This is a genomic window from Acidovorax sp., from assembly GCF_046291265.1.
Lineage (GTDB): Bacteria > Pseudomonadota > Gammaproteobacteria > Burkholderiales > Burkholderiaceae_C > Acidovorax.
Window position 1 is genome coordinate 1 of sequence record NZ_JBKBTV010000091.1, and the last position, 13,165, is coordinate 13,165.

The following is a 13,165-nucleotide window of genomic DNA, read 5'->3' on the forward strand; positions in this document are numbered from 1 at the left end:
CGGTACCGGTGTTGCAGCGGCGCAGAAACTCGCGGTCATCTTCCAGCGCATGGATCTCGTGCTGCAGTGCCTGCAGCTCCTGCCCTTCTGCGCGTGCATCCACCACCGGGCGCAAGGCCAGCTGGCGGCGCAGCGCGGCCAGTTCGGCATCGCGCTTCAAGACTTCAAACCGCGTGTCCACCAGGCCGATGCGGTCGTACAGCGTTTGCAGCTTGGTGGCTTTGTCCACCACATGCACGGGCGTGGTGATCTTGCCGCAGTCGTGCAGCAGGCCTGCCATTTTGAGCTCGTACCGGTCGCGGTCACTCATCTTGAAGCCCGCCAGCGGGCCTTGATCGGTACCGTCCACCGCTTCGGCCAGCATCATGGTGAGGGCTGGCACGCGCTGGCAGTGACCGCCGGTATAGGGCGACTTTTCGTCAATGGCCAGGTTGATCAGGTTCACGAACGACTCGAACAGGCGTTCGAGCTGCGTGATGAGCAAGCGGTTGGTGAGCGCAATGGCCGCCTGCGATGCCAGCGACTCGGCCAAGCCCTGGTCGGCCTCGGAGAACGTGGTGACCTCGCCGGTCTCCCAGTGGCGTGCATTGATGAGCTGCAGCACACCGATCAGCTCGTGGTCGTGGTTCTTCATCGGCACGGTCAGGAACGACTTTGAACGGTACCCGGTGCGCACATCGAACGCGCGGGTGCCAGAAAAATCGAACCCTGCTGCGCTGTAGGCATCGGCAATGTTCACCGTGCGATCGTGAATGGCGGCATGGGCGGCCACCAAGGAATCGTTGGGCGTGCCATCGGCGTTGCGCAGCGGCAGGTGCGGAAAATCAATGGGCTTGCCCGTAGTGCCCCCCAGGCGAATGTCCAGCGAGTCGGTGCGCAGGATCTCGAACTTGAGCGCGGATTCGTCCTCGGTCACGCTGTACAGCGTGCCCCCGTCGGCCCCGGTGATGGCCTTGGCGGCCTCCAGAATGTTCTCCAGCAAGCGGTCAATGTCGCGCTCACGCGAGAGCGCAGCCCCGATGCCATTGAGCTGCTCCAGGCGGCGAAACAGGTTGACGGTGGATTCCTGGGCCATAAAACACCTTGGGTGCGCGTTGGGGACTCCCGCATCGTAACGAAAAGTGACCGCTATCATCAGCCTTCTTTTCTGCTCTTTTATTCATTTCGTGGACTCGGTCACACCCCGCTATCTCACCGTTGCGCTTTACCAGTTTGTGGACCTGCCTGACTGTGCTGTGCTGCGCGAGCCCCTGCAGACCCTGTGCGACGCGCGCAGCGTGCGCGGCATGCTGCTGCTGGCGCCCGAAGGCATCAACGGCACCATTGCAGGCGCGCCCGCCGATGTGTTGGCCGTGCTGGCCTGGTTGCGCAGCGACACCCACTTTGCCAACCTGCAGCACAAACAGGCGCCCACCGACCACCTGCCGTTCTACCGCATGCGCGTGCGGCTCAAGCGCGAGATCGTGACGATGGGCGTGCCGGGCCTGAACCCGGCGCTCAACGCGGGCACCTACGTCAAGCCCGAGGACTGGAACACGCTCATCGACGACCCCGAGGTGGTGGTGGTGGACACGCGCAACAACTACGAGGTGGGCATCGGCACGTTCGAGCGCGCCGTCAATCCGCACACCAAGAGCTTTGCAGAGTTTCCGGCCTGGGTCGAACGCGAGAAACAACCCGGTGGCGTGCTGGTGGGCAAGCCCAAGGTCGCCATGTTCTGCACCGGTGGCATCCGCTGCGAAAAATCCACTGCTTTGCTCAAGTCGCAGGGGTTTGACGAGGTGTTCCACCTCGAAGGCGGCATCCTCAAGTACCTGGAGACGGTACCCGAAGAAGCCAGCCGCTGGCACGGCGACTGTTTTGTGTTTGACGAGCGCGTGTCCGTGGGCCACGGCCTGGCACCCGGCCACCACCAACTGTGCCGGTCGTGCCGCATGCCGCTCGGTGAGGCGGAACGGGCATCACCCCACTTCGTGCGCGGCGTGAGCTGCCCCTACTGCCACGGCACCCGCTCGGCGGAGCAAGAACGCGCCCTGACCGAGCGCCAGCGCCAGATGGACTTGGCCGAGCAGCGCGGGCAACCGCACCTGGGCGCGCGGCAGCCGGGTGCCCTCCTTCGTAGCATCACCCGCGAGGAAATCGCGGATGAGGACGATTCCGCGTGAGCGCTGCCCTTCCCGTTCTGTATTCCTTTCGCCGTTGCCCGTATGCCATGCGTGCCCGACTGGCGCTGGCTGTGAGCGGCCAGGCCTGCGAGCTGCGCGAGGTGGTGCTGCGCAACAAGCCCCAGGGCCTGCTGCAGGCGTCGCCCAAAGCGACCGTGCCGGTGCTGGTGCTGGCGGATGGACGGGTGCTGGACCAGAGCCTCGACATCATGCGCTGGGCACTGACGCAGCACGACCCTGCGCGCTGGTTGGCGCCCAGTGAAGGCACCGAAGCCGACATGCTGGCGCTGATTGCTGACTGCGACGGCCACTTCAAGCAGGCGCTCGACCGCTGCAAATACCCAAGCCGCTACCCAGAGGCTGACGCACCCGCAGCGCGAAAACAGGCCGTGGAGTGGCTGCAAGGTCTGGAGGCGCGGCTCACCCAGCACGCCTTCCTATTTGGCGACCACGCGGCCCTGGCGGACATGGCGATTGCTCCGTTCGTACGGCAATTTGCGGGCATTGAAATCACGTGGTGGGACGCCCAACCCTGGCCGCACCTGCAGGCGTGGCTGGCTCAGTGGCAGGCGAGCAACCTGTTCGAGAGCGTGATGCACAAGCTGCCTGCCTGGGCCGATGGCACCGAAGGTGCGCCGTTTCCACACCGTGCGGATGCCGCGGGTTGACGCCATCGATGAAACCGCGCTTGAGATCGGTGTTTCGGGCACCATGTATTTCAGATACCTCCGTGCGAGGCCCCGCAATTTTCGCGACCGCGCGGCCTGCTTCGGCCATGCGCTGCCATCGCTTTCCAGGCATTGCTGCGGCAGCGCCAGATCAAAAAACCACGGATTGACTCCACCAAGATGAAGATCATCGACGAGATGCTGAACCTCGACCTGCTCACCCATGAGCAGCACCTGCAAATCAGCGCATGGATTGCGCGCTCTTCCTCGCCGGAAGAAATACTGCAAATGCCCCCTCCACTTTGGCAGGCCGTGGAGCGCGCCAGCCAGACCATGGGCATCAATGAAGACTTGCTGCGTCCGCCGTCGTTGGATGCGGGTGACGTGGTATTCAGCTAGTCGAAACCTGAGCACCAACGAAAAAGGCGCTCCGGGGAGCGCCTTTTTAGCGGGTTCGATGCATCAGCAGCATCAGGCCATTGAATAGCCCGAACCGCCACTGCGGCGACCGCCCTTGAGGCCACTCACGAGCAGCGCCAGCAGCACCACGGCAAACCCCACAAAGCAGAGGAACGACCAGTTGGCTATCGAGCCACCCAGAAAGGTCCAGTCAATCGCAGCGCAGTCACCCGAGCCACGGAAGATCATGGGGATGGCGCGGCTGATGGGGTAGTTTTCGATCATTCCGTAGAAGTCGCGGCCACAGGTGGCGATCTCGGGTGGGTACCACTGCAGCCAGCTCTGGCGAGCCGCCACAAAGGCGCCAAAGCCGGACGAAAGCAGCGCCAGCGCGGCCATGGTCATCCACCAGCCTTTTTGGCCTCTAGCGCTTGCCAGGGCTGTAAAGATTGCTACACCAATGAGAGCATAACGCTGCACGATGCACATCGGGCAAGGCTCCAGGCCCACGACATGCTGCAAATACATGCCAAACGCCAGCATCGCCACACAAGCCACGCTGATCAATGCCAGCACACGGCGCGGAGCCGCAGTCAACCAATTCATTTTCATCCCTCATCCAATAGCTATCGCCCGGGCGCTGCACGCTAAAGCCGGCGCGCCCCAAGCCAGTGCACCCGTGGATCTGGCTCCGCCAGTCCACCAGGTGCGTCCCCCTCAGGGGGAAGACGCGAAGCGGCTCAGGGGGAATCAGATTCCAGCGGCGTGATCCAGAAAAACACGGGCGCGGCGCGGTGTTACCACCAGCGTTTCACCCTCTTTGAACCCCATCTCCTTGAACTGCTGCGCAGGAATCTGCGCTTCGATCAAGTGTTCAGGGGACGCATTGTCCGCTGGTTTGTGATCGTCGGATGGAATAAGTTCCAGCCGCGCAATGGGGCCCACCACGATGGCGCGGCTCAGTTGCGCGACGATGCCTCGGGGGCGGCCTTCGGCGTCTACACCCGCACCGGGCGAGTAGCGCTGCACATCCAGGTCGTGCGGGCGCACATAGGCAAACGCCTTGGTGTCCTGCGTGGTGGCGTGTTCGGGCGAATCGATCTGCATGCCATCGAGGTGCACCAGCCCCTCATGCGCGCGGCCGTGGAACAGGTTCACATCGCCCAGAAAGCCGTACACAAACGGGCTGGCGGGCTGGTCCCATACCTGCTGGGGCGAGCCGCTTTGCTCGATGCGGCCCTGGTTGATCACCACCACGCGGTCGGCCACTTCCAGCGCCTCTTCCTGGTCGTGCGTCACAAAGATGCTGGTGACATGCAACTCGTCGTGCAGGCGGCGCAGCCAGCGGCGCAGTTCCTTGCGCACCTTGGCGTCCAGCGCACCAAAGGGCTCATCGAGCAGCAGCACCTTGGGCTCCACCGCCAGGGCGCGCGCCAGCGCAATGCGCTGGCGCTGTCCGCCCGAAAGCTGCGAAGGGAATCGCTCGGCCAGCCAGTCGAGCTGCACCAGCTTGAGCAAGTCGGTCACCTTCTGCTTGATCTGCGCCTCGCTGGGGCGCTGGTTGCGGGGTTTCACGCGCAGGCCAAAGGCTACGTTCTCGAACACGGTCATGTGGCGAAACAGCGCGTAGTGCTGAAACACAAAGCCCACGTTGCGCTCGCGCACATGTACGTCGGTGGTGTCTTCGCCGCTGAAGTGGATCGTGCCCACGTCGGCAGTTTCCAGCCCGGCAATGATGCGCAGCAGCGTGGTCTTGCCGCAGCCCGAGGGGCCGAGCAGCGCGATGAGTTCGCCGGATGCAATATCAAGGCTCACGTCGCGCAGCGCATGGAAGTCGCCAAACTGCTTGCTGACGTTGCGGATTTCAATGCTCATGGTGTTCTTCTTCCTTCAAACGCCAGCGGGCGCGGGGCGCTCGGGGGGCAATTCGGCAGCGGCTTTCAGGGCCTGCTCGTTGCGGTGTTCGGCAATGGTCTTGATGACCAACGTGACCAGGGCCAGCAAGGCCAGCAGCGAGGCTGCGGCGAACGCGGCGACCGACTGGTATTCGTTGTAGAGAATTTCAACGTGCAGCGGGATGGTGTTGGTCTGCCCGCGAATGTGGCCCGACACCACCGACACCGCGCCAAACTCGCCCATGGCACGCGCGTTGCACAGAATCACGCCGTACAGCAGGCCCCATTTGATGTTGGGTAGCGTGACATACCAGAAGGTCTGCCAGCCGGTTGCGCCCAGCACGATGGCCGCCTGCTCCTCGTCGTTGCCCTGCGCCTGCATCAGCGGGATCAGCTCGCGCGCGATGAACGGGAAGGTCACAAACACCGTGGCCAGCACGATGCCCGGCACGGCAAAGATGATCTTGATGTCATGCGCCTGCAGCCACGGGCCAAACCAGCCCTGCGCGCCGAACATCAGCACATAGACCAAACCCGCCACCACGGGCGACACCGAAAAAGGCAGGTCCACCAGCGTGGTCAAAAACGCCTTGCCCCGAAACTCGTACTTGGCAATACACCAAGCCGCCGCCACGCCGAACACCAGGTTCAGCGGCACGGCGATGAGCGCGGTGATCAGCGTGAGCTTGATGGCCGACCAGGCGTCGGGCTCACGCAGGCCTTCCAGATAAGCGCCAAAACCTTTGCGCAGCGCCTCGGCAAACACCGCTGCGAGCGGCAGCACCAAAAACAGCAGCATGAAGACCAGCGCAATACCGATCAGCGTGTAGCGCACCCAGGGCGACTCCGTCGTGCCCGCCTGCGTGCGGCGCACGGTCCGTGTAGCGGCGCCGCTCATGCTGGTGCTCCCGCGTGGCGTCGCTGCCAAGCCTGCAGTGCGTTGATGATGAGCAGCAAAACGAACGAGATGACCAGCATCACCGTGGCTACCGCAGTGGCGCCCGCGTAGTCGTATTGCTCCAGCTTGCCGATGATGATGAGCGGCGTGATTTCAGACACCATGGGGACGTTGCCTGCGATAAAGATGACCGAACCGTATTCGCCCACCGCCCGCGCAAACGCCATGGCAAAGCCGGTCAGCAAAGCAGGCGTGATGGACGGCAAGATGACCTTGGTGAACGTCTGCAAGCGCGTGGCGCCCAGGCAGGTAGCGGCTTCTTCCAGCTCTTTCTCGGCGTCTTCGAGCACGGGTTGCACCGTGCGCACCACAAACGGCAGGCCGATGAAGATCAGCGCAATGACGATACCGGCGGGCTTGAACGCCAGCTGAATGCCCATGGGCTCCAGGATCTGCCCGACCCAGCCGTTGCCCGCCAGCAGCGCGGTCAGCGAAATACCCGCCACGGCGGTGGGCAGTGCAAACGGCAAGTCCACCAGCGCATCCACAATCTTTTTGCCCGGAAATTTGTAGCGCACCAGCACCCAGGCAATCAGCAGGCCAAACACCAGATTGACCAGCGCCGCGATCAACGACGCGCCAAACGTGAGCTTGTAGGACGCCACGACCCGTGGCGAGCTGACCGCCGCCCAGAACTCGACCCAGGTCAGCGTGAAGGTCTTGAAGATCAGGGCCGACAGCGGAATCAGCACGATGATGCTGAGATAGAAAAGCGTGTAGCCCAGCGTGATGCCAAAGCCAGGCAACACCCGCTTGGGCGCACGCCGACCGGCCTGCGCAGAGGCCAACAAGGCCCCCTGCGCGGCCGCAGAGGTCGCGGAACTCATGGCTTATTTGGCGCTGTAGATCTTGTCGAACTGGCCGCCGTCATTGAAGTGCACTTTCTGCGCTTCGGTCAGCGAACCAAAATACTTGGACACGGTGAACTGCTTGACTGGCTTGAAGGTGGCTGCGTGCTTCTTGAGCACGGCTTCTGAACGCGGGCGAATCGCGTGCTTGGCGGCAATCTCTTGCGCTTCGTCCGAGTACAGATAGTCCAGATACGCCTTGGCCAGCGCGCCCGAATTTTTCTTGGCAGTGGTGCGTTCGACGATGGCTACGGGGTTCTCGGCCACTACGCTCACCGAGGGGTAAATGGAATCGACCTTGCCCGCGCCAAATTCGCGGTCGATGGACACCACTTCGGATTCAAACGTGATCAGCACGTCGCCAATGTTGCGCTGCAGGAAGGTGGCCGTCGCATCGCGCCCGCCCTTGGCCAGCACCGGCACGTTTTTGTACAGCTTGGCCACAAACTCGGCGGCCTGCTCTTCAGTGCCGCCCTTTTCGCGCACGGCGCCCCAGGCGGCCAGGTAGGCATAACGACCGTTGCCGCCCGTCTTGGGGTTGACCACAATCACCTGCACGCCGGGCTTGATCAGGTCGTCCCAGTCCTTGATGCCCTTGGGGTTGCCATTGCGCACCAGGAACAACATGGTGGATGTGGTGGGCGATGCGTCGTGCGGAAACTTCTTGGTCCAGTCCTTGGCCACCAGACCGCTGTCGGCCAAAAACTGCACGTCGGTGGTGGTGTTCATGGTGACCACATCGGCGTCCAGCCCGTCCCGCACGGCACGCGCCTGGGCGCTGGAGCCCGCATGCGACTGGTCGATCTTCACATCCTGTCCGGTGGTCTTCTTGTAGTGCGCCACAAACGCTGCGTTGTAGTCCTTGTAAAACTCGCGGGCCACGTCGTACGACACATTGAGCAGCGTGGTCTGCGCTGCAGCCAAACCACTGGAGGCCAGGGCCAGCGTGGCCAGAAGGGTCTTGAGTTTCAAAGAAGTTGTCATGTGCGTCGCCTGAGGAAAAGCTGGAGGTGGTGGATTGTGCGGAGTGCCGCTTAAAACTCAAAAGAATATATTCTTGTTAATTAATCGAGATTGGGAATATAGAAACCTGCACCCACCCCAATCCCTTGAAGGTTGAGCATTCAGTGTGCTGGTCGAAAATATAAGCCAAATTGGCCTCTAGCGCTTATCCAATAAGCGCTAGCAGCTATCAATAGAGGAGTAAACGGCGCTACGCTGCCGCGGGCGATGCCTGAACAGCGCCAGACCAATGCGCGCTGCCCTCCGCCCGGTCGCCTTCCAGCGACTGCAGCAACGCCCAACCCAGCGGCCATTCCCCGTGGCCCGAGTCCACGTTGATGTGCCCCGCGTTCTGCATGCGCACAAACTCGCTCCCCCAGGCCCGCGCGTAGGCACCTGCCAGGCGGATGGGGCAAAAGGGGTCGTTGCTGCTGGCCACCACGATGCTGCGGTACGGCAACGCGGCGTAGGGCACCGGGGCAAAGTCGCTCAGGATCGCGCGGCGCTCCGGGTCGGCGGGGGCCACCAGCAAGGCACCACAAATACGTTCAGCGGCCTCGGCGCTGATATGGGATGTGGCAATGCAGCCCAGGCTGTGCGCCACGATCACGACAGGGTGAGGTGCCGCGAGCACCGTCTTTTCCAGTTGCCCCACCCAGGCCGAACGCGTGGGTGTGATCCAGTCGTCCTGCACCACGCGGCGCGCCTGCGGCAGGCGTTCGGCCCACAGGCTTTGCCAGTGGCCAGGGCCAGAGTCGCGCCAGCCGGGGACGATGATGATGGAAGTGGTGGTCACAGGGTTGGCATTCTGCGAGCCGGTCTTTAAAACCCAAACGACTTAATTCTTGTAATTTAATCGCCAAATCATCTAAAAGACGGCACTTCCCCCCCCGATCCCCACCTCTGAAGACCTTGACTATCGAGTGTTTAATTTATACCAATCGGTATATTTAAATACCAATGAGTAAACTCGTAACCAAATGCACAAACGATTGAGGCAAAGGCTGGTTCAGCCTCGTTCGTATTGGCACGTTCGTCACAAGACATCTTCAAGAGGCACATTTCAATGCACACATGGAAAATCAGCCAGCGCCTGATGGCTGGCTTCGGCCTGGTCATCGTGGCTTTGCTCGGCATGTCGATCTACAGCATGCTGATTGCGCGGGGCATTGACGGCGCACTGACGGCCAATGCCACCCAGAACGCGGTCATCCAACGCGCAGCCATCAACTTTCGAGGCTCTGCGCACGACCGATCCATTGCCGTGCGCGACGTGGTGCTGGCGCCCAATGAAGACGCCCGCAAAAAAGAAGTTGAATCCATCGCGCGGCTCGCCGATTTTTACGCCAAGTCCGCCACACAGCTGGACGCCGTGCTCGCAACCGCCACCCAGGTACCGCCCGAAGTCGGGCCCATGGTGCAAGCACTCAAAGACATCGAGGCACGCACGGTGGCCACCACCGGCAAAGTGGTGGGACTGATGCAGGCCGGGGACCGCGCTGGCGCAGAAGCCCTGCTTTGGGCCGAGGCCAAGCCGCAGTACGAACAATGGCTGGCCGCTGCCAACAAGCTCATCGACTATGAAGAGGCCCGCATCATCAAGAACAGCGAGACGGCCAACCAGGACGCCAGCCAGTTCACTGGCGTGATGCTGGCCATCACCCTGCTGGCCGTGCTGATCAGCGTGGCAGCCACGGTGACCGTATCGCGCAGCATCGGCCGTGAGCTGGGCGCAGAGCCCAGCGAAGTGCGCGCCGTGGTGCAGGCCATCCAGCAGGGCGACCTCACCGTGCCTGTGCACGTGAAAGCAGGTGACACCGGCAGCGTGATGGTGGCCGTGCGCGACATGCAGCAACGCTTTCACGAACTGGTGTCTGCCGTGCGCGACAACATTGCGCAGCTGCGCGCCACCAGCGACGACATCAGCAGCGGCAACCAGAATCTGGGAAACCGCACCGAACAAGCCGCCAGCAGCCTGGAGCAAACCGCAGCCAGCATGGAAGAGCTGACCGCCACCGTCCGCCAAAGCGCTGATTCCGCCCGCCAGGCCAACCAGTTGGCCACCACGGCGGCAGGCACCGCCACCAAGGGCGGCGAGGTGATGCAGCAGGTGGTGAGCACCATGCAGGACATCCACCACAGCAGCCAGAAGATCTCCGACATCATTGGCGTGATCGACGGCATTGCGTTTCAGACCAACATCCTGGCGTTGAACGCGGCTGTCGAAGCGGCCCGCGCAGGCGAGCAAGGGCGCGGCTTCGCGGTGGTGGCCACAGAAGTGCGCAGCCTGGCACAGCGCAGTGCGGCGGCTGCCAAGGAGATCAAGTCATTGATCCAGTCCAGCGTTGAGAAGGTCGATTCAGGCAGCCAGCTGGTGGCCAACGCCGGGGTGACGATGAATGAAATCGTTCAGGGCGTTCAGCGGGTGAACGGCATCATTGGCGAGATCAGCACCGCTGCGGCAGAACAAAGCGACGGCATCTCACAGGTCAACGTGGCCGTGACGCAACTGGACCAGATGACCCAGCAAAACGGTGCACTGGTGGGCGAAAGCACTATGGCCGCAGAGAACCTGCGCGAACAGGCGCAGCGCCTGGCCGATCTGGTGGCTGTGTTCCATGTCAGCGGCGGCACAGCTGCAGCCCCGCGCGCCACACCCGGTACCCGAAGCACCGCCCTGCCCTCAGCCGGAATGCGCCGCCTGGGCCACTGAGGCTGTCAGGCGCGGACATGAGGTTGCGGCCATCGCGCAGAAGCGCTTTCGAGATGGCAATGCTGTGACTCAATCTCCACCGGTGCATCCGGCAAGATGCAGGCACTGCGGCAAGCATGCGTGCCATGCTGCCGGGCCGCACGGCCCGCAAACGCCAGTGCGGGGATAGATCTGTGGAGGCTCTGAGAAATATTTCAGATTGTTTGGATCGCACTTAGAGCGGCTAACAAAAGCCTGTCATCGTCAAATGCAGTTCGTGCGTTTGAGGCGGCATGGGAAAGAACAGAAACAAAGAAATCAGCACGGCGTTGTACAAAAGGATTGAACCGCTACTTCCCGTAGCGGCCCCTTCGCCCAAGGGCGGCAGGCCTCGACTCAGCGATGAGCAAGCCTTAAATGGCATCCTGTTCATACTGCGCACCGGCACCCCTTGGGAGCATCTGCCCCAGGAATTGGGCTTTGGCAGTGGCATGACCTGTTGGAGGCGCCTGCGCGACTGGCAGGCCGCTGGCGTATGGCACCGTCTGCACATGGCATTGCTGGGCGAACTGCGCGGTGCTGACAAGCTGGACTTCAGCCGTGCCTGTATAGATGCAGCCAGTGTGCCCAGCCCCCGGGGGACCCGCACACAGGGCCCAACCCCACGGACCGAGGCAAACTCGGCAGCAAGCGACACCTCATCACGGACCGCCAAGGCATCCCGTTGATGTTCTGCGTCACCGGGGCCAACCGCCATGATTCGGTGGTCTTCGAGGAGCTGGTAGACGCCCTACCTGCCGTAGGCGGCAAGCCTGGCAGGCCGCGCCGATGGCCTACCAAGTTGCATGCGGACAAGGGCTACGACTTCGCCCGGTGTCGCGCTCACCTCAAGCGCCGCAGTATCCAGGATCGTATCGCCCGCAGAGGCATCGAGCGCAATGACCGGCTCGGGCGCCATCGTTGGGTGGTCGAGCGCACCCACGCCTGGCTGGCAGCTTTTGGGAAACTTCGCACCCGCTTTGAGCGTCGCATCGACATTCATGTCGCGCTGCTTTCCCTGGCTTGCTGCGTCATCTGCGTCCGAAGGCTTTTGCCGTTTTGTTAGCCGCTCTTAACCCCATTCCCCCACGCCGTTCGTTTCACTCAGCACCACAACACTTTGATGGAGCTGCCATGAAACCCCGTTCACTCGCCCGCCCCGCCTTGACCGCAATCTCGGCACTGGCCGCGCTGCTGACCCTCTCCAGCCTGCCAGCCCAGGCCGTTGGCCGCCTGGCCGATGTCACCATCGTGGACCGCGACACCGGTGCCACGCTGCCGGTGCACTACGCCAAGGGTGAATACTGGGTGGCCGGACGCCCCGGCACGCGCTATGCCGTGACGGTGCACAACCGCAGCGGCGGGCGGGTGCTGGCAGTGCCTTCAGTGGACGGCGTCAACGTGCTCAGCGGCGAAACCGCCGCCTGGGACCAGCGCGGGTATGTGTTCTCGCCGTACGAGCGCTATCAGATCACCGGCTGGCGCAAGAGCGACAGCCAGGTCGCGGCTTTTGAGTTCTCCAGCATTGCCAATTCCTACGCCAACCGCACCGGCCGTCCGGCCCATGTGGGCGTGATTGGCGTGGCGCTGTTTCGCGAGCAGCCGCCGGTGCCGTCGCCATCGGTCACACCCGAGCCGCACCGCGAGCGCCGCGAGAACGGCAACAGCCTGGGAGGCCTGCGCGAGGATTTGGGGCGCATGCTACCTTCCGCTCCAGCTCCAGCGGCAGCAGCAGCCCCGCCATCAGAAGCCGAGTCCTCTGCGCGATCACAGTCCGCCGACAGTGTGGCCAAAGCAGCACCCGCACCGTCGGCCAGACTGGGCACCGCGCACGGCCAGCGCGAAACGTCTGTGGTCTCACACACCACCTTCACGCGACTGCAGGACCAGCCCAATGAGGTGATCAGCATCCGCTACGACAGCCGCGAAAACCTGATCGCCAGCGGCGTGATCCGCGAGCCCATTGCGCGGCCACACGTGCCTCGCGCGTTTCCGCAGTCGGACAACTTTTCGTACGTTCCCGACCCGAGGTAGGAGTGGGTGGCCTCTGGCCTGATGGAGCCGCTGGTGAATGAGGGCCTCCTCGCATAATGCGCGGGTGCCCACCGCCCCATCTCCCGAAGACACCGACGAGACGCTGATGCTGCGTTACGCCGGGGGTGACGTGGGCGCGTTTGACACACTGTATGGCAGGCACGAGCTGGCGGTATGGCGGTTTGTTTTTCGCAGTGTGAAGGTGCAGGCGGTGGCGGACGACCTGCTGCAGGATGTCTGGTTTGCCGTGGCGCGCAATGCCGCCCACTACGAGGTCAAGGCCAAGTTTCGGACCTGGTTGTTCACCCTGGCGCACCACCGGCTGGTGGACCATCTTCGCACCGCCAAAAACCACACCAGCCTGGACGCAAGCGACGATGACGAGCGCAGCCTGGCAGACACACTGGCCGCCGACTCCGGGTATGGGCCGGTGCGGCAACTGCAGTCGCGCGAGCAGGCCGCCGC

General features: G+C 62.9%; 14 protein-coding genes. 7 read left to right on the forward strand and 7 right to left on the reverse strand.

All coding sequences use genetic code 11. From position 1 onward, the window contains the following. The coding region (locus ACK41V_RS21860) for a GAF domain-containing protein (protein WP_409785542.1) at positions 1-1,075 on the reverse strand (1,075 nt) is incomplete at its 3' end. A 91-nt stretch (positions 1,076-1,166) separates the two neighbouring features. Here ACK41V_RS21860 and ACK41V_RS21865 point away from each other — a divergent pair. The 3 genes from ACK41V_RS21865 (at position 1,167) to ACK41V_RS21875 (ending at position 3,232) form a co-directional block, all read left to right on the forward strand. Further along, the gene (locus ACK41V_RS21865; RefSeq protein ID WP_409785562.1) at positions 1,167-2,165 is read left to right on the forward strand and encodes a rhodanese-related sulfurtransferase; all 999 of its coding nucleotides are present in this window, start codon (positions 1,167-1,169) and stop codon (positions 2,163-2,165) included. Between the two features lie 47 nt (positions 2,166-2,212). Beyond that, positions 2,213-2,833: a glutathione S-transferase gene (locus ACK41V_RS21870; protein WP_409785564.1), complete on the forward strand. Its 621-nt coding sequence runs from the start codon at positions 2,213-2,215 to the stop codon at positions 2,831-2,833. A 180-nt stretch (positions 2,834-3,013) separates the two neighbouring features. Continuing rightward, positions 3,014-3,232, forward strand: a complete 219-nt coding sequence (locus ACK41V_RS21875; protein ID WP_409785544.1) for a hypothetical protein — start codon at positions 3,014-3,016, stop codon at positions 3,230-3,232. 72 nt (positions 3,233-3,304) lie between these two features. Here ACK41V_RS21875 and ACK41V_RS21880 read toward each other — a convergent pair whose 3' ends face one another. The 6 genes from ACK41V_RS21880 to ACK41V_RS21905 all read right to left on the reverse strand — a co-directional run bounded on the left by ACK41V_RS21880 (position 3,305) and on the right by ACK41V_RS21905 (position 8,731). Next, complete coding sequence (locus ACK41V_RS21880) at positions 3,305-3,844, reverse strand: disulfide bond formation protein B (protein WP_409785546.1); 540 nt, start codon at positions 3,842-3,844, stop codon at positions 3,305-3,307. 138 nt (positions 3,845-3,982) lie between these two features. Further along, positions 3,983-5,107 carry a sulfate/molybdate ABC transporter ATP-binding protein gene (locus ACK41V_RS21885; RefSeq protein WP_409785547.1) on the reverse strand — a complete coding sequence of 375 codons (1,125 nt, stop codon included), beginning with the start codon at positions 5,105-5,107 and terminating at the stop codon, positions 3,983-3,985. A 15-nt stretch (positions 5,108-5,122) separates the two neighbouring features. Beyond that, positions 5,123-6,025, reverse strand: a complete 903-nt coding sequence (gene cysW / locus ACK41V_RS21890) for a sulfate ABC transporter permease subunit CysW (RefSeq protein WP_409785548.1) — start codon at positions 6,023-6,025, stop codon at positions 5,123-5,125. Further along, positions 6,022-6,912, reverse strand: coding sequence for a sulfate ABC transporter permease subunit CysT (gene cysT, locus ACK41V_RS21895; protein ID WP_409785550.1), 891 nt, complete (start codon positions 6,910-6,912; stop codon positions 6,022-6,024). The genes cysW and cysT overlap by 4 nt, the downstream gene beginning before the upstream one ends. A 3-nt stretch (positions 6,913-6,915) precedes the next feature. Continuing rightward, the gene (locus ACK41V_RS21900; RefSeq protein WP_409785551.1) at positions 6,916-7,917 is read right to left on the reverse strand and encodes a sulfate ABC transporter substrate-binding protein; all 1,002 of its coding nucleotides are present in this window, start codon (positions 7,915-7,917) and stop codon (positions 6,916-6,918) included. Positions 7,918-8,146: 229 nt separating this feature from the next. After that, positions 8,147-8,731 (reverse strand): RBBP9/YdeN family alpha/beta hydrolase, encoded by a 585-nt coding sequence (locus ACK41V_RS21905; RefSeq protein ID WP_409785553.1) that lies wholly within the window; start codon positions 8,729-8,731, stop codon positions 8,147-8,149. A 270-nt stretch (positions 8,732-9,001) separates the two neighbouring features. On the opposite strand from ACK41V_RS21905, the gene ACK41V_RS21910 reads away from it, so the two are divergent. The 4 genes from ACK41V_RS21910 to ACK41V_RS21925 all read left to right on the forward strand — a co-directional run. After that, positions 9,002-10,648 carry a methyl-accepting chemotaxis protein gene (locus ACK41V_RS21910; protein ID WP_409785555.1) on the forward strand — a complete coding sequence of 549 codons (1,647 nt, stop codon included), beginning with the start codon at positions 9,002-9,004 and terminating at the stop codon, positions 10,646-10,648. A 272-nt stretch (positions 10,649-10,920) separates the two neighbouring features. Next, a protein-coding gene (locus ACK41V_RS21915) for an IS5 family transposase (protein WP_409785557.1) occupies positions 10,921-11,732 on the forward strand; the annotation gives its coding sequence in 2 pieces (ribosomal slippage) (positions 10,921-11,251 and positions 11,251-11,732; 813 coding nt in all). A gap of 68 nt (positions 11,733-11,800) precedes the next feature. Then, positions 11,801-12,700: a hypothetical protein gene (locus tag ACK41V_RS21920; protein WP_409785559.1), complete on the forward strand. Its 900-nt coding sequence runs from the start codon at positions 11,801-11,803 to the stop codon at positions 12,698-12,700. 64 nt (positions 12,701-12,764) lie between these two features. Next, positions 12,765-13,165, forward strand: a 401-nt coding sequence (locus tag ACK41V_RS21925) for a sigma-70 family RNA polymerase sigma factor (RefSeq protein ID WP_409785561.1), incomplete at its 3' end; no start/stop codon positions are given.